General features: G+C 35.4%; 14 protein-coding genes. All 14 read right to left on the bottom strand.

Features of this window, described 5'->3' with window-relative positions; translation table 11 throughout:
• Entirely contained in the window at positions 1-1,338 is a 1,338-nt protein-coding gene (gtfB, locus tag HWX15_RS06235) for an accessory Sec system glycosylation chaperone GtfB (RefSeq protein WP_175880573.1), read from the bottom strand.
• Entirely contained in the window at positions 1,331-2,842 is a 1,512-nt protein-coding gene (gene gtfA / locus HWX15_RS06230) for an accessory Sec system glycosyltransferase GtfA (RefSeq protein WP_175880572.1), read from the bottom strand. The genes gtfB and gtfA overlap by 8 nt, the downstream gene beginning before the upstream one ends.
• Positions 2,843-2,853: 11 nt before the next feature.
• Positions 2,854-5,223, bottom strand: coding sequence for an accessory Sec system translocase SecA2 (secA2, locus tag HWX15_RS06225; protein ID WP_175880571.1), 2,370 nt, complete (start codon positions 5,221-5,223; stop codon positions 2,854-2,856).
• Positions 5,216-5,656: an accessory Sec system protein Asp3 gene (asp3, locus tag HWX15_RS06220; RefSeq protein ID WP_050390634.1), complete on the bottom strand. Its 441-nt coding sequence runs from the start codon at positions 5,654-5,656 to the stop codon at positions 5,216-5,218. The genes secA2 and asp3 overlap by 8 nt, the downstream gene beginning before the upstream one ends.
• Positions 5,653-7,185: an accessory Sec system protein Asp2 gene (asp2, locus tag HWX15_RS06215; protein ID WP_175880570.1), complete on the bottom strand. Its 1,533-nt coding sequence runs from the start codon at positions 7,183-7,185 to the stop codon at positions 5,653-5,655. Before asp2 ends, asp3 begins: the two co-directional genes overlap by 4 nt.
• Positions 7,169-8,749 (bottom strand): accessory Sec system protein Asp1, encoded by a 1,581-nt coding sequence (asp1, locus tag HWX15_RS06210; RefSeq protein WP_175880569.1) that lies wholly within the window; start codon positions 8,747-8,749, stop codon positions 7,169-7,171. Before asp1 ends, asp2 begins: the two co-directional genes overlap by 17 nt.
• A gap of 9 nt (positions 8,750-8,758) precedes the next feature.
• Entirely contained in the window at positions 8,759-9,970 is a 1,212-nt protein-coding gene (gene secY2, locus HWX15_RS06205; protein WP_175880568.1) for an accessory Sec system protein translocase subunit SecY2, read from the bottom strand.
• 431 nt (positions 9,971-10,401) lie between these two features.
• Positions 10,402-11,286, bottom strand: coding sequence for a glycosyltransferase family 2 protein (locus tag HWX15_RS06200; protein WP_175880567.1), 885 nt, complete (start codon positions 11,284-11,286; stop codon positions 10,402-10,404).
• Positions 11,287-12,501: a glycosyltransferase family 8 protein gene (locus HWX15_RS06195; RefSeq protein WP_175880566.1), complete on the bottom strand. Its 1,215-nt coding sequence runs from the start codon at positions 12,499-12,501 to the stop codon at positions 11,287-11,289.
• A gap of 138 nt (positions 12,502-12,639) precedes the next feature.
• Positions 12,640-13,422, bottom strand: a complete 783-nt coding sequence (locus tag HWX15_RS09950; protein WP_254867348.1) for a glycosyltransferase — start codon at positions 13,420-13,422, stop codon at positions 12,640-12,642.
• Between the two features lie 2 nt (positions 13,423-13,424).
• On the bottom strand, positions 13,425-13,853 hold the full coding sequence (locus HWX15_RS09945; protein ID WP_254867347.1) for a glycosyltransferase: 429 nt from the start codon (positions 13,851-13,853) through the stop codon (positions 13,425-13,427).
• Between the two features lie 40 nt (positions 13,854-13,893).
• On the bottom strand, positions 13,894-15,405 hold the full coding sequence (locus tag HWX15_RS06185; protein ID WP_175880565.1) for a glycosyltransferase: 1,512 nt from the start codon (positions 15,403-15,405) through the stop codon (positions 13,894-13,896).
• Complete coding sequence (locus HWX15_RS06180) at positions 15,392-16,669, bottom strand: hypothetical protein (protein WP_175880564.1); 1,278 nt, start codon at positions 16,667-16,669, stop codon at positions 15,392-15,394. The genes HWX15_RS06185 and HWX15_RS06180 overlap by 14 nt, the downstream gene beginning before the upstream one ends.
• 58 nt (positions 16,670-16,727) lie before the next feature.
• Positions 16,728-17,936, bottom strand: a complete 1,209-nt coding sequence (locus HWX15_RS06175; RefSeq protein ID WP_175880563.1) for a glycosyltransferase — start codon at positions 17,934-17,936, stop codon at positions 16,728-16,730.
• Positions 17,937-18,148: the final 212 nt, after the last annotated feature.

Here is an 18,148-nt window from a genome sequence, read left to right as displayed (position 1 = left end):
TTAGCCTCCTAAAATAGTTTGCATGGTTTCCTGATATCGCACCAAGTCAACATAGTTGGCATGTTGGCCTTGTTTGCCAAGTGCCTGATTCATTTGTTCAACATCTGAAAGGGCCAATTTAATGGTCTCAACCAAAGCAGAAACTTCATTACTTTCAAATAGATGTTCTGGAGCGATATAAAGTCTATTGTGCGCCGTCTGATTAAATCCAAGAATCAACATATTATGCTCAAAGGCCTGACGAACTGCCTGCAACAACTCATTGCTATAGTTGATATCCAAGTAAATATCCGACAGTTGATAGAGCTCCTGAATCTTCTGTGGACTAGCATTCTGGTAAAGGACCACATTAGGATAGCGAAGCATATCTAAGAGCTTAGAAGACATCTCTGTTACCGCTGCGATACGGAAAGTGACATCAGGCAAGGCTTCTACGATTGCTTCCATTTGCTCAATCTGATCGGAATTAGTCAAGATTAAGGCATCTCGTCTTAGGAAATTATCGCGTTTAAACTGGTAATGGTAACCCAAGTGCATAAACTGATCATGGTATTTCTCGTCAGTCAACTCTAAAGCGCGCTCATAAGTCGCCTTATTGGGAATGATGATTTTCTTAGTACGCACATTATCACTTTCTAAAATCAACTGCATGTTGCCTGGAATGGCATCATAGAGAGGTTCTTGCCAAACCAAAACATCTGAGCCAGATTTATCTGGATGATGGAAGGAAACCAAGAAAGGAGTCGCTAGAGTATTAAAGATAAGCTGACTGGTATCTATTTCCAAATCTTGCAAAAAGAAGGTGATAAATTCAACCTTATTTGCAAAGTAACGCATGGACTGACCAGGTAAGGTCAATAAGATATCACCCGTCACATGGTTTTCAAGTAATACTTGTTGACTGTTGACATCTTGGTAAACGGTCATAATCGGCTCACTATCTGCGCTATAGGTCGTTGTAGCAAAGCAAGCACCAAAGCGATTGTAGTGGTCAACCTGACGGACTCGACCTTCCAGGTCTTTCCAATCTACTTGCTTAACCAAACGAGCCTGCATTCCATCAGCATAATGAATAACGGCTCTCTCCTGTGTCCTATCTTCAATACGAGCAGACTGATTATTTCCTGAAATTTCCCAAAAAGCTGGAACAGGGACTTGGTTAAAATAGAGAGGTTTTCCATCCTCGTAACCTAGATAATAGGTAAAAGGAGAAACCAGACCATCAGGCAGAAAACCATCTGCATCGATGACTACTCCAAGCTGGGAAAGACCAGTAGCGACTAGACTTTCATGTAAATCTCGACTTTCCTGACTATATCGATCATAAAGGTCAATCATGGAGCACCTCCTCTACTGTTTTCTTCCACTTTTCTAACATTTCTTTGGTTAAGAAACCTTCCGCAATTTGATAAGAATGGGCACGCATGGCTTCCAAACGATTTTCTTGATACAATTGACAAATCTTAGTTGAAAAAGCTTGCTTAATTTGATCTTCTACATGGTCAGATGAACTTGGAATCAAATAACCATTTTGCCCATCTTCTATAAAGGTCTGATTCCCATAAGGCACATCAAAACCGATTAGTGGTAGACCCGATCCAACAGCTTCCATCAAGGTCAAACCAAAGCCTTCGCTGGTAGAAGCCGTCAAGTAGACCTCATACTGACTATAAATCTGCGCAAGATCCGCATGCCCCTTGAGTTGGATATAATCTTCAGCCTGATGATTTGCAATAATGTCTCTAAGCAGAGAATCTTCTCCACCGCTACCATAAATATCAAAGGTTAATTCAGGTATTTCCTTATGAGCCTCAATGACTGCCTTGACCAACCAGTCAATGTGTTTTTCTTTGGCAAGACGTGAAGCCGTAATCAATGAAAATGGCTTACGTCCCTGACTTGACTCAGTTAATGCATCAATACTTCCTACAGGAATAGTAACAATCTTTGGACGATGCTGAGTATATTTGGCAAATTGCTCCTGTAGAACTTCATTTTGTCTATCAGTTGATACGATAAAGAAGTCAACCTTATCTGCATTGGTAAACTGATAGTCATAGTAGTTGTTCCAAAGGATGTAATCCTCATTTGTAGCATTTTCACTATAATGCTCCGCGTGAACGACTACCGCTAGGTGCGCTACTTGTGCTTCTTCAAACACAACCTGTCCAATGCCTGTCTCCCTATCCAGAATAACCAAATCAGACTTGTTCAAATTCAAGGATTTCATAAAGGCACGCATAAAAGCTTGTTTCCCATAGAAAATCTTATCCTTGAAACGGTAAACTTCTTCCTTTCCTTGATTCATCAAGATAGCATAGGCTGGAGTTCCGTCCTCATTATAAAAAGTTCGTTGATATAGGACTGCAACATTGTCCTTGGGAGCAAAGTATTCGCTACAATAACGCGTATAAGAAAAGTAATCCTTACGAATCAGTTTTCCTTTAAAAACATACTCGGCATGTTGAACCAAGTCCTTGTTCTCATCCACCAAATAACAGGTTACAAACTTATCTTGGTCAGAAAAGAAGACACGCAAGACCTTCCCATTCTTTTCTCTACGACTTTCCACACCACCAAAGTAAGCCAAGACATCATCCACTGTCACACTTGTCGGTGCAATCTTGATGTCTGTAAAATGATTATAAAGCCAGATCACTTGATCATCATCAAAACCAATATTGGCTGTCAAGTGCTGAATGTTATCGGCTAAAATCATATCTGTAAATATGAACTTAGAGGGCAGATTTAACTTCCGAAAAACACCAGCACGATAGGCTTGGGCGTATTCAACACCGCTACTAGCCCAGCCAATGCCTAAATTTATATTATAAATTGTCATATATTCTCCTCTTATGGGAAATGAGTCACGATTTCACCTTTTGGAGTGACCTCAACCAGCCCCATCAGGAGATTCCGTACCATATCCGCACGGATTTGTTCTTTCATAGCTTCAAAGCCCGCGTAGGCTTCTTGATAGTATTCTACAATCGGATTTTTCTGACTAGCAGATTGACCACCGATAGCCATAGATAACTGTTGTAGATAGTCTACCTGCTCTACCCAGTTGTCATCAATAGCCTTGAGTAAAGAAAGTCGTAAAAACTGTTCATACAAGCCATGTTGCTCAAGCAATTCTTTCTTTTCAGAAAGCTCTCTATCAATCACCTGCTTCATAAATCTACGAACAGCAGTTTTGTCAGTCACATCTATATAATCTGGAACCTCTTTAATATGAAAACTAATATTGGTCACGATAAAGTGGAAGAGCAACTCTCGACTTTCATAATTTGAAGCGGTCACTTGATCTATATAACTGGCAATGATTTCCTCCACCACATCTTCTAAAGCACGAGAACCATCTATTAGACGATTTCTCTCTCTATAGACTATATCCCGTTGGATATTCATACTCTCAGCATACTCCAGAGTCTGACGACGTGCCGAACGTCCAGCACTATCACTGGCATGCTGAGACTTTTCGACTAGCTTTCGGTATTTACGACCTTTCAATACTTCTGGCTGAGTCATATCTTGAACCTGATAATCTTTATACTTTTTATGAACCCAAGATGGGCCAAATTTTTTGATAACATCGTCTTCTAAGGATACAAAAAACTTACTCATACCAGGATCACCCTGACGACCAGAACGTCCACGAATTTGCAGGTCAATCCGTTGACTCTCCATTCGTTCCGTTCCTATGACAATCAAGCCCCCAAGCTCTGCAACTCCCTTACCAAGTTTGATATCCGTACCCCGTCCTGCCATAGAGGTAGCCACTGTCACAGCCCCCATCTGACCTGACTCGGAGATAATCTGAGCCTCTCTCGCCACATTGTGAGCATTCAGCACATTATGGGCAATCCCTTCTCGTAACAAAAGCGATGAGTATAAATGAGACATCTCCACAGAACCAACAAAGACCAATAAAGGATTTCCCTTAGCATGGTATTCTTTGATATACTCCAAAGAAGCATATACCTTTTCAGGTAATGTCACATATAGATTATCTGGATAGTCAATCCGTTGTTTAGGGCGATTGGTAGGAATCCGTACAACAGCCATATTATAAGTCTCTCGAAATTCTTTTTCTGCAACTTTCCCTGTCCCTGTCATACCAGACAGCTTATTGAACATCTTAAAGAGGCTCTGATAAGTAATAGAAGCCATAGCCCGTGTTTCCGGAGATAGTTTGACTTGTTCTTTAACCTCAATCGCCTGATGAAGCCCTCCCTGCAGTTTAGTTTGTTCTAATAAACGTCCAGAACCTTTATCTACAAGAAGCATCTCATTGTCTCTAATAACATAATCTTTATCTTTTGTATAAAGCTTATGAGCCCTCATTGCATATGATATATGACGAGCAAAGACTGCATTTTTTTCATTATATAGATGGTCAATCCCAAAGAAACTTTCCGCTTCCTTGGCTCCCTGTTTCGTTAACCAAACTTCCCCCTTCTCCTCTTTGAAAATAAAATCCTTACCTTCTACTAGTGTGGTCATAAGAGTATTAACAATACCATAATGATTAGACTGAACTCTGGGAGCTCCAGCGATAATTAAAGGAGTTTGGGCACTGTCTAATAAAATATCATCTATCTCATCAATAATTGCATAATCAAAAGGACGTAAAAATTTACCTTCCTCGTTTGATGCTAAATTATCATTTAAATAATCAAAACCTAAGTTAGCATTTGTTGTATACACAATATCAGAGTCATACATCTCCCTCTTTTCCTCAACAGACAATTCTTCACCACTCTCTACAAAAGGAACTCCTATTGTTAAGCCTAGAAAACGGTAAACTACTCCCATCTCCTCAGCATCTCGCTTAGCAAGATAGGCATTTGGGGTAATAACCATCGTCCCTTTTCCTGTTAAAGCGTTGAGGTAAACAGGCATCGTTGCTGTCAAAGTTTTCCCTTCTCCAGTATTCATCTCAGCGACGTTCCCCTCATGGATAACGATTCCTCCCATGACTTGGACGTCATAAGGGAACATGCCCAATACACGTCTATCCGCTTCACGAACAACCGCAAAAGCCTCTACCAAGAGATCATCCAAAGTTTCTCCTTTAGCCAGACGTTGGCGAAACTCCACTGTTTTTGCAGCCAATTCTCGATCCGACAAAGATTCCATCGTCCTCTTTAATGCATTGATTTTTTTTAGAATTTTTGTAACTTTTCTAAGTTGAAAACTCTGATAAACCTCTTTAATCACGATTCATCTCCTCAATAGAAAAAGAATAAAAATCCAAAGATTCAAAACCAGCACTTAAGAGATGGACTTGATAGGTGTGGGCTTCTTCCGGATAAATAAAAGTAAATCTTTTATCTTTTTCAATTTTTTCTTCAATCACATCACCATATCGATCAAAAAATGTAATCGATGTGTACACCCCTTTTTTAGGTAGACAGTCAAATTTCATTATCATTTGGTATTCTTGTTTTCGTTTCAATAAGGGAAGGCTTGGCTGTTTTCGAGCTGCTTGATAATTCGTATGCGAAACCCAACCTTGAATTTTAGTCCCTGAGGGAACTAATGGATTATATATACTTACATGAGAGTCAGAATGATAGGTCACCTTCGTACCGTAAATATACATATTTAGTCTGTCTCCCCATTTGATATCTGGTCTTTGTCTGATAATCATACCTCACCTCGTCCAAATCCTGTTTTCAAAACCATATGATAGAAATGCAAAAACCAGGCAACATTCTCCCCAGTATCATCATTATGTCGACCAGCTGTGCCTCTGGAAAGTATCTTAGCACCTGTTTTACATAAATATTCCACCAACTCTTCATATGCCTGAGGATCCATATCTTCATCCTTCATATAGGATAGACCAAAGGTCGTATTCGAAAAATCTGCTTTTTTGAAGGATTTCCAAAAATATTGATCCAATTCAATCATATGGCTAGAATCCACTCCACCTGTTTGATGTCTTAGAATATCAAATCCTGTATTAAACACTCCCGGTGCATCCAAGCGACCACGTCTTGCAATCGTTCCAATATTCGTCAAAGGTTTCCCAACAACAACGGCATATGGCTCAAAAAAAGAGCCATAATAAAGCGATGGAAAGGTCCCCATAGAAAGCCCCGACAAAATTAAATCACTAGAGGTTAGACCTAAATAATCCAGGTAATACTGAATAGTTTTTCTAACCTTACTTTCTAACTCTTCACTTCCTATATAAAAAGCTCCACCTTCTATACGAGGATCTGAAAACAGAAGAAAAGGACAGCCCAGATTTTTCATCATCCAGTAACCTTCAAAGCCTTCCGCAGGTCGATATCCTGAAAAATAAATAGCTAAAGGTGGTTTGAAATCTCCTGGATGAAAGAAATAATTAATTTCATCTCTTTTGTTATCATGAAGAGTATTTCCACCTAAAACGAATTTACCGAATTGTTTTCTACTCCAACGTTGATGAAGATTCCCTATTTTTAGTTTTCCCTGTCCTCTTGCTTCAATAGAAATTGCCAAATAGGCATTATATGTTTGCTCAATCAGAATAGTAGAAGCCAAATCCGACTCTTCAAAAACAAGATCCTCTGTAATATCAGCAATCGATCCTTCAAAAATCTTTTTGATACGAAATCTAAACTCAACTCCTGAACTTTTTTCATATTCAAGCCATAATTCAATTGGTAGGCTGCGTGTTACAGCAATATTATAACTCCAATATGCTAGCTGAGAAAACTCCTCACCAAAATCTCCCTCTAATTCTACATATTCATGTCCTTGATAAGATACATTTCCTTGAAACGAATGGTGAACCTGTATTGTAGAAGGTTTCATTTTATCGCCATATCCTCCTCCAAATAGAGAAGTCGATAAATCTTTTAGCAATCTTTCTGGTTCGGAGAAGTCAATAGCTCTTGCACAACGTTTTTTCAGTAAATCTAAAACATCAGAATCACTTAACTGAAAATCCTGAGGATAAAAAACTGTATAAGGATCTAATTTTTTCGAAAAAGGCAACAAATCACTTAGATAACGCCCATCTTCTATCAAAACAGCATGAAAACTTGAAATCTTATCTGTCTCCATCATTTTGCGAATAGCAAGAGGTGAATCTGGACAAAAATAGTACCAATCCATGTTTTCAGGAATATCATAATGGTGTTTCCAATTATCAATTCCAATTTGTAAAATTTTAAGTTCCCTCACCATTTGTTACTTCTCCAATCCAATGATGCAATTTTTCTAAGAAACGTTTTCCTGTATGCTCTTTAATTTTGTCAATTGTATAAATTAGCGACTGATTCCATTCCTTGAGTGTATCTAAATAATGAGACATAGCCTTGTGAAGTTCTGATACTTCCGAAAGAAGATAGCCATTCTTTAAATGTTCTACATAAACGGTCTTGACTCTATTGATTTGAGGAATCCCCGCACTTATGGCAGCTATCTGTGTATAAAGATGAGGCTGAAGGCTAAGGTCAATAAGCAAACGTACATATTCTAAATTTTTAATCAAGTCCGACTCATCATACATATTTATAAATTGATAACGTAAGTTCTGATTCTCATTTTCTTCTAATGGATTCTCAGCTTCTCCATAATCTGATTCTTTTTCAAAATTAGCTACCTGGATACGTTGGAAAATCATATCTTGTACCATCTCTTCAACTTGATTCATCTGTTCCTGATTTGCAGCAAAAGTACCAAAAACTAATTCTGTATCGTCTGTCTTAGCAATAAATGATAGAACTTCATAAATACCTTCTTCATCAAGTCCCTCTTCAAAATTAAGATGGTAATAAATAATTGATTCTTTCTTTCTTTGACTTCTTCCAAGTCTTAAACGAGTATCAAAAGGAGACAGATGTTGAAATTTAGCAATTTTTTCAGGGTAGAGGCTCTGTAACTGTTGCAGGCTATCCTCTCTATCTACTAAAACTAAATCAACCTTTTCACAAATCATACTCAATTCACTTAAACTTTCTTGAGGGTTACGACCAATGAAAAGACTCAAAATTTTAGTACTATTCTCTGGTAAACGAGATAAAACAAATTCATTATGTTTGTCGTGAGAAGGTAGGATATAAATATCATCCTCCTTGTATTGTTGCAAGAGTCTTCTTTCAAAGAATTCCGCAATCAATTCCCCTATATTTTTATAGATTATATTTTTATATTGATAGGAAAAAATAGGATTTATTTCAACTCTGCCATCTTCTTGCAGATACTCTCTAAATTGCCAAATTCCATTCAAATTCAAATATTCCTGATAAGATGGAGCCCCATCTTTAAAATAAATCACACTTGACACAAAGCCACGATCATCCATTATATAATGTTCAAGTAATTGACCATTTTCATGAAAATATTGTATATCACTTATAAAACCTTCCTCGCCTTGTTCTACTTGAGCATACCGTTTACCATGTTTGTAAACAGTAATTGCAAATGGACTATATAGAAATTCACACTCTCTATCCCATTCAATATCCCACATATTCAACACTTGGACATGTGCATCATGCAAATCTTGCATGTCATCAAATATAGAATAAACAGATGCTTCTAAGACACCATGGCGATGTAAAAAATAACGTAGATGAGGTTGATAAGCTAATATCATTAGGTAAGAGGTGATTTCTTGTCGCTGGAATAAACGAATTTGATTAAAAGTATCGTCAAATTCTAGTTTAAAGAAGCTACGATACCACGGTGTAATATCCGCATGCCACTGTCGCCCTGAACCATACCAGGCTGGAATAAAATAATACATGCTATCCTCCTAAATTAGTGGTTTATAAGTTTCATTCAGTCTCAGAGCTATCAATTCTTCTCTTACCATGAAAATCATACCAAGTAGCATAAATAAAAGCCCTGGAATCATTGTCAAGCGTAAAAAACGCTCATCATATAAAACAAAAAGCATAGGTAGCCCTGCAATCACAATACTATACACAGCTCCGATAAAGGCAAATCGAAAAATTAATTTATTGATAAACCGACTTGTTTCTTCCCCTGGATAAATCCCATAAATATACTCACCCGATTTTTTCATCGAATCAGCTATCTGTTCTCCACTCATATTAACAAAAGCAAATAAAAAGTTGAAAGCAAATAAGATGAAAAGATAGGTATAAATCCACAAAGGTTTTCCAATGTTCAAATCCTCTATCAATTTTGTATAGAAAGGATTATGAGAATCAACCATTCTAAGTAACACTAAAATATAAATGGGAAGGGTCATAAAGGTCATGACATACATATAGGGCATCCCTCCCGCAGGTGTCAAGGATATTTCAAAATAAGAATAGCGTTTAAAGCGGCTATGTAAACCAATTTTATTGACTGCTACACGGTAACGAGCACGATATAAAATGACATTTATGTAGGTGAAAACAAGTGCAATTAAAAGCATCAAAACAACTACCTCTTTGGGGATTGATAATATTTGAATTGAATTTATTACATCTTGTGGCATATTGATGATCATGGAGGTCAGCATAATTAACATTGATCCTCCAACACCATTACTAGCATTAATATCCGATAACCAGACCAAGAAAAAACTACCTGCACATAAGAGGCTGATATTTAAGATATAAACCAGTACAGTTGAATAGCTTGATTGGACAGGTAAACTTAGAACTACAGCTGCTGACTGAATAAGCGCAATCAGTAAGGTTAAGTACATCTGTCGCCTATCTTGTAATTCTTTTCCACCTCCAGTAAGCCCTTTAAAAAAAGAAAACATCTTCCACAAAATCATGGCAGACATCCAAGGTGAAAGACCAATAGAAAAAAGAGATAAGCTTCTTAAATTCCCACCTGTAAGAGCGGTTGAAAATGCTAAATAAGCAGTCGTTCCCCCTAGAAAATCTCTACTATTCAAATCAACAAAAGGTAAACTAATTCTACCACCCAATACATATATAAATAATAGAAAAAAACTAATACTCAGTTTTTTAAAAATGATGGATGAAACTATATTTTTCATAAGTGACCCTTTCTACACCTGATTACAATGTTACTATTTACCCCTCTAATGAATTGGTTTAATCCTGATGTAAGTAGAGGTGACCTTGTCTAACTATCTACGAAAGCAGAAAACGACCGTTAGAGACCAAGTTATTTGTCTTATATTTTTTGAATATTTATTATCAGCAAACACTGTTTTAAAACTAAATACTTTATCTAAAACAAGAGTTAAATAATAGAAGAGAAGAGAAAATTCAAAATAATTCTCAAATATAATAATTATATCAAAAAAAGCAGAAAAAATCTGCTCATAACTTCTGATTTTCTACTCTAGCTTCAGTCTTATTAGCTGAGGCTAAAGCCTTTCATTTCTTATTTTTCGACTACTCATATTTTCAGTTCATAACAAGCAAATTACGAACAGATTTCACTTAAAAATCAACTATTTTATCATTTTTCATCCATCTTTTCGATTAAGTAGATCATTTCTTGATATCTTCGATAGATTTCCGTATTTTCCAAACCACAAGTATAGGCTTGATAACTTCTAAATCCAAGTGATTCCAAGAGAGTCTCTTTATAAATGTTTGAGTAGAGTCCTTTCATTGTAACAAGACACAATCGTTCTACTAAAGTATCCAGTACATCTTCTAATAACTTTTCTGTAATGGTTTGGATAACTGATCCGCCTCTTATCCTATAAAAATATAAACATTTGTTAATATAAACAAGTTTTGAGGATTCTAAAAACAATTTAATATTTGTTCTGGTATCCTCAATTAACTTACCTTTTGGAAAACGAATCATACGAAACAATTCCCTTTTAAATAGTTTTGCCCATGGATTTGAGTACGAATTATCTTCCATTTCTAACTTGGGTAATTCTCTAATAAACTCATCAGACATCCAGATACGCTCGTAATATTCCCCTATAATCGGAATATTATAAACAGATTGCGAATCATCATATTTTACATAAGTTGATAGAGCTATATCCGCTCCTGTCCTAGTAATAGCTTCATACAAATCCGCTAGAAATGTTTCCTTTAACCAATCATCTGAATCAACGAAGGTAATATACTCTCCTTTAGAATGTTCTATCCCATAATTTCTCGTATCAGACGGACCACCATTTTCCTTTTCAAAGTACTGAAAGCGTCTATCCTTAGTCAAATATTCCTTACAAATATTTGCTGAACCATCTGGCGATCCGTCGTTAATCATTAACACTTCGAAATTAGTATATGTTTGCACTAATAAACTATCTAAACAAAGACGAAGATATTTTTCCACATTATAAATAGGAACAACTACACTGATTAACTCCTCTTTCATCTAATCCAACTCCTTATTATCTATCAAATCACCTATTTTAGAAACCATATCTTCAGGATGAGAGTGATCACAAATAAAGGAAACTTTTTCTCTGTTATGACATGTATTATCAAAGGCAAAAATAGGCTTTCCAATTCGGTATACCTCATCTATAATGTTTGCTATTTCTCCCTCATGATTGATATCCAAATAAAAATCGATTTCTTCTAAAATCTTTATAAGATTCATAGGATTAAATACCGGATAAATGCGAACATTCAAATATTTTTGTAAATCAACTATATTTGGTGCAAAACGCGTATAAGCTAAAATCGAAAAATGAACCTGTGGTAGCTCTTTGATTAGATATTCTATAGCTTCAATATCACATGTATTTGTAAACACAGCTGAATACAATCTTGGCGGAGAAGAGACTAGAGAATTAAATCCTACTTTAAAATTCCCCTTTCTCATAACAATATCCGACCATTCTAAACCGTAATAAAACCACCAATCCGTTCGAAAGCGATTTAAGTTAATATTCGCCCACGGTTTATCTCCTGTAAAATGAATAATAGCTGCATCTTTTTCTATTTCGATTGACTCACTGTACCAACTATCTACCTGACAGTTACGTGCCGCAGTATCCATCCCTACCATAAAATTCCACCTCTGAGAAAGAGGGCGCCAGCGCTCTTTGAATAAGAGATTCAAAATTCCTTGATCTCCATAAACTTCTTGGTGAAACTGATTGGTTAAATCAAGTAGCGAATCTGTGGCGCTTTCTTTTCTCCACAAATCTGCATTGATTAACATCATACCTGAATTAAAAGTACTAGAATCAAGTGGATCTGCTACCGCAGCTAGTGGGCTATCTCCAAGATCATATGAAAACAATTCATCTATACTAGACCTAACTATTATATCTGAATCCAAGTATAAAACCTTATCCTCTGTCACAAATTTAGGAATAAAATAGCGGAAAAAAGCAGCATAAGTTATACTCGAATAGGGTAAGTGATACTCACGCAAATTATGACTTGTTATTTTTACATTGACAATTTCTGACGATAAGGGTTCCAAGCGTTTTTCCATCAGCAAAAACCACTCGGTTGGTAAGTCGTCATTAAAAATATAAAATTTGCATTCACGATTGTGAGCACATATAGATTTGATAGCAGTCTCGACCTTATCCTGATATCCACTATCTGCACCAAAAGCAATTATTTTTTTCATGACTTTTTAGTCTCCTAACTTAATCAATTTCCAACAACCTACGCTATTAACTAACAATTTATATTTTAAGAAAATTTTCTTTTAAAACTTCAATATTATACGAAGAGGTTGTTTTTCTCCTATTTTAATAATATCAAACTAGTTAATAGTAAAACATTTTTTTATATATTGCACCATTTTTTCAGGCTCATTATTTTCAAAAATAAAACTTTTCCCCGTCAAGTCATGACTTGTATTATCAAAACTATAAATAGGAATATCTATACTATGTACTGTTTGAATAATATTCGCAATTTCTCCCTCATGATTGATATCTAAATAAAAATCTAACTTACTCATTATTTCCTGATTTTGGTAAGGACTATGATGAGGATAGAGCGATATATTTTTGAAAGATTCTAGAGCCATTATTCTCGGTCCAAAGTCAGTATACGCTAGTATATGAAAATGAACACTTGGAAGTGCCTCTACCAGATACTCTATATGCTCCAACTCTTGCGTATCTGTAAAAATGGCTGTATGGAATAAACTCACTGTTGCAATGTCACTAAATGTTGTCGGCTTTCTATCCATTTGTGATAAGATAGTTTCCCAATCCAAACCATTGTAAAACCACCACAATTCTCTATATCTTGTTTTTGGTGATTTCTTCCACGGTTTATCTTTGCCTTCATAGTGAATAATAGCAGGTTCATAGTTTTCATCCCAACTATTTAAAAACCACTCTGGCTTTTGAACTAAATAAGCAACCGTATCAAGTCCAACCATAAAATTATAATGAGGAGATACTTTCTTCCACTTATGCTCAAATAATAGATTTAAGACTCCTTGGTCACCATAGACTTCTTGATGTTTTTCTGCAGTCAACTCTAACAGATTTTGACAAATATTATCAGTTTTCCACTTATGAACATTTACCATCATCATTCCTGCATTAAAGTGTCCCCCCCCCAACTATCTTGAACAGCTATGATATAATTTTCTTCAAAATCTTTTTTAAATAATGAATCTATATCTCCATTAACAACCATATCACAATCTAAATATAAAGCTCTATCTTCCTTAACAAATTCTGCAATAAAATAGCGAAAATATGTCATGTATTTGATGTGTTCATTTGGAGTAGAAAAATGCTTTACTTTTTCTGCATCAATTTTTATATTTAAAATCTCACAGTTTATTTTCTCCAGTTTCCTCTCCATCAGAGAAAACCACTCTTTTGGAATATCTTCATTAAAAATATAAAATTTCAAATCTCTATTATGGTAACAAATAGATTTAATAGTTGTTTCCAACTTATCACGATAATTATTATCAGCTCCTAAAACAATTGCTTTCATTTCCATTTCCATTCTCATACTCCTCTGTCTCTTTAACAAAATGTCAAATTCTCTAATTAATAATTATTTTTGAAGATTGTTCTCCAAGAAAACAATTCCAGAGTTCTAAGATTCGTTCCTCTAGGTAATCACGCGCCAACTGATAAGAATTTCTATGAAAATCCTCCATATCTTTAGAAGACAGTTCAACTAATCTCTGAGCCATATCCTCTACCAACTCCTGATCACTTCTACCTTCAAAAGGGACTAAATAACCATTTTCCCCATCTAGTATAAAGGTCGGATTACCATATCTCACATCAAATCCAACAATAGCCAATCCTGCTCCAACCGCTTCCATCAGGGTCAAACCAAAAGTCTCAGTTATAGAAGCTGTTAGATAAATACTATGTTTTATATACTCGTCATCTAGTCTCGCATATCCTTTTAGATGGATATAATCCTCTGCCGAATATTCACAAATCAGTTCTTTTAACCCATTATATTCCATACCTTGACCAAAGATAGAAAAATCAATATTTGCACCCTTCTGATGTGCTAAAACAACTGCTCTAATAGCTAAATCGACTCGCTTTGAGTAAATCAATCTTGACGCAGTCATAATTTTTTGTGGTTGCCTAACTTTGTCTGGATATTGTAAAGACTTCAAACTCCCTACTGGAATAGTATAAATTTGGGGAGCTTGCTGCCCTTCTTTTTGAAAAGACTCCTTCAAAATTTCTGCCTGTAAGTTAGTAGATGTAATCATGAAGTCCAAACGATGAGCATACTTCACAGGGTAGTAATACTCATAGCTAAAGGGATGTTCTCCAAAAGTATGCTCCGAATGAAACACCAATCCTAGTTTTGCACCTGAAGATTGTTCCAGTAGCGGACGAGCAAAATCAATATTAGAAGCCCTATCCATCAACACAATATCACTATCTTTTAGGTGGAGCTTGTTTATAACAAGTTTCATCAGTTCTTCATGGGTTATTAGTTTACTATCTTTTAATAGATAATAGAGTTTCTTTTTCAGAGAAATTTCCTCTAATGCTATACTCCCGTCTTGGTTATGATAAACACGTCTTCCTAGTTCAGCTAAAATTTGATTATTTTGATAGTTCAATACAAAATAATCGGTTACCAATTTCCGCGTAGAATAAATCTCCCTTTTCAGTAAATATCCTTCTGAAAAATAATCCACATATTGAACTTTATTTAAAAAATATTTACTATATCGAAAAACGACTATTTCTCCATTATCCAGCTTATAAGTTTTACCTTGGTCAGAGCTATCAATTTGTTGCGATTCCTCCAATCCCAGAAGCATCTCCATATCATTGGAAGAAAGTACAGGCTCTGTTACCAACTGATCTGTGAACAGAAGTTGAGCAAAAAGAAGTTCATTGTATCGATAACCTTTTGATAAAAAATAATTTAACTGATCAATACTTGGCCAATGAGTAAACACAAAATATGTCTCTACTCCTAACTTACGAAATATTTTAAGACGATGAGCTTGAGCAACATCAACTCCATTTGGTTCAAACCCTAACAATAGATTAAAATTATAGACAGTCACATTCTCTCTCACATTCATTAAATAATTGGAAATAATCCTCTACACTAGCCACTCCTAATTGTTCAGCTTGTCTTACTACCAGCTGACCATACAATTCTGGGCTGTTTAAAATTTGACGTAAGTGTTGAACAAGAGCATCAACTGTATCACAACAAGTTTCAAGTTTCTTATATTCTTCATGGTGAGTTAGATGGTTAAAAGTATAAAGTAGCACACCTTTTTCCACTGCACAGGATGAGGACTCAAAAATTTCAATATCATACTGAATATCTAAATAAAATGTACTTTTATCTAACAATTCTTGGAAAAAATCATAGCTAATTCCGGGATAGATATGTAGATTAGAATAGATAGATAGATTTGTAATTCTACTTCCCATCTCTGTGACTGCACCCACATGAAAATCAATTTCTGGAAACTGAAGTAAGAGTTCCTCCAAGCCCTCTATCCATTCTGAATTTGTCATAATAACCGCTTGAGGCTTATCCTGCAACTTCCTTTCTCTAGCACATCCATATAGATGGAGATACGGAGAATCTTTTATCCCTTTCGGAGTTGTTAAAATAACTTGATTGACTTTTTCCTTTACCTTATCTGCCTCTTCTAAATTACTTGCCCAATAAAAAATATCGTATTTTTCATTAGAAGAAATAAGATCAAGGATTTCCTCCTCCATGATACAAATATTTTCTTGTTCCAATAAATTTGTTAGCATTTGTTTCACAAATGTCATACGACTTGGATAAATAAGGGGATTATTTTTTGGAGTAACACAAGATATCTTATTTTGCTGTACCCATTCCACTATCACTTCGTCTCCATCAGAATTATAGATTGTACGTAAATGAACTACACCTTCATCATCTACCAATTCTCTACAAAACTTCCATCCATTCACTCCATAATAGTCCACATAGGTAATATGCCCTGCATCGTCGTACCAGCAAACTTTGGAAATCCACCGTTCTGCTATTGGATGATGGAAATAAATAGTAGCCTTTTTGATTCCTCTATCATAAACTGAACCCTCAAAGCCATCCGTCGTAATTTCCCAATAAGTTGGGATTGAAAGTTGATTCAAAAAAAGAGGTTGTTTTTTCTTCTCACTAACAAAATAAGTTAAGGGACTAAGCTCCCCATCAGTAAGACAATCAAAGTCTTCAAAGCAATCTACATACAAGATTGCAAACGGAAGGTCTAGTTCTCGATATAAATTCTTTAATTTTTTTATTTTTGGATTTGCCTTTGTTGCAACAAAAAACATCATTCACCTTCTCAATTATCCATATTAAAATATTTTAAAATTGACTCAATATTCTCTATTATTCTCCCAAGGTCAGTAAATAATTTCCAATATGCTGAATCATCCCTTGAACATCCTGATTTTCAAAAACATAGTGAGATATTTCTTGTGCATGATTTGTTGCTTGGAAAGAATAGAAAGGAATTCCCTTATCTACTACTTTTTGGATAATGTTATAAATTTCGCCCTCATAGTTAATATCTAAATAAAAATCTAACTGATTGAAAACTTTTTCATGCGTCAAAGGGTCAAAGCACGGATACAGAGTAACATTTTTATACTTTTCTAACATTAAAATTCCTGGTGCAAAATAGCAGTGGGCCAAAATATTAAAATTCACTTGTGGAAGAGCTTTAATCAGATTCTCTGCTTCATGCAAATTCACGGTATTCGTGTAAATAGCTGTTTGATAAGGTGGTTTTGAAACAAGAGCGCTCCATCCTTCTTTTACAGGATATTTTCTAAGAAGAACATCCTCCCATGACAATCCATAATAAAACCACCATTCTTCTCTGAATCGATTAAAATGATGTTGATGCCACGGCTTCAAACCTGTAGTATAGTGAATGACTGCTGGTTTTCCTTTAAAAAGATCATACCAAGCCATATCCCCTAGTGTAAATTGCTGACTATCTGACCCCACTTGAAGATTATAGGTTAGAGGAAGACGATACCAATTATCCTGAAAAGCGAGATTCAAGATTCCTTGATCTCCATAAACCTCATGATGATGTTGAGCAGTCAAATCAAATAACTGTTTCACAACATCTTCCTCTCTCCATTTTTTATTATCTATCAATAATAATCCAGAATTAAACTTATCCGATGCTGTCGGTAAATCCTCAACTGCAGCAACAGGATAACCTTGCATATCCAGTTCAAATAGTTCTGATAAATCCTGTGTTACAATCATATCACTATCCAAGTACAAAACCTTATCTTCTACTACATGATGGGGAATTAAATAACGAAAATAAGCAGCATGGTTTAAATGCGCTGTTGGAAGTTTATAATCCTGAAACATAGCTGAAGAACATCTAACATTTACAATCTCTGAATCTATTTTTTCAAGATGATTCTCTACTAACTGAAACCAATCAGTTGGAATATCTTCATTTAGGATATAAAACTTAATCTGCTTCATATGGCTACATATCGATTTAATTGTTGTTTCTAAATAACTCACATAAGCTTGATTTGCCGCAAGAACAATTACTTTTTTATACATAATTCCCCCTTATAGATTTTATTTTATTCAAAATACAAAAAATAAAAAAAGTTACTTCAAACATATTCTATACTATATGTATCATACCAAAAAAAGAGCTATTTTCCAAATGATACAGTCATAATTATCCTATATTTTCCAACCAATTAGGGGTTGGGGAAAAGCACAATCCGAGGAAAAGATTTAGGACATTTTCTCATCATAAAACGCAT

Origin of the sequence: Streptococcus thalassemiae (assembly GCF_903645285.1) — a bacterium.
GTDB lineage: Bacteria > Bacillota > Bacilli > Lactobacillales > Streptococcaceae > Streptococcus > Streptococcus thalassemiae.
Note: the sequence above shows the minus strand (reverse complement) of the source record. Positions and strands in the feature narration are given on the sequence as shown.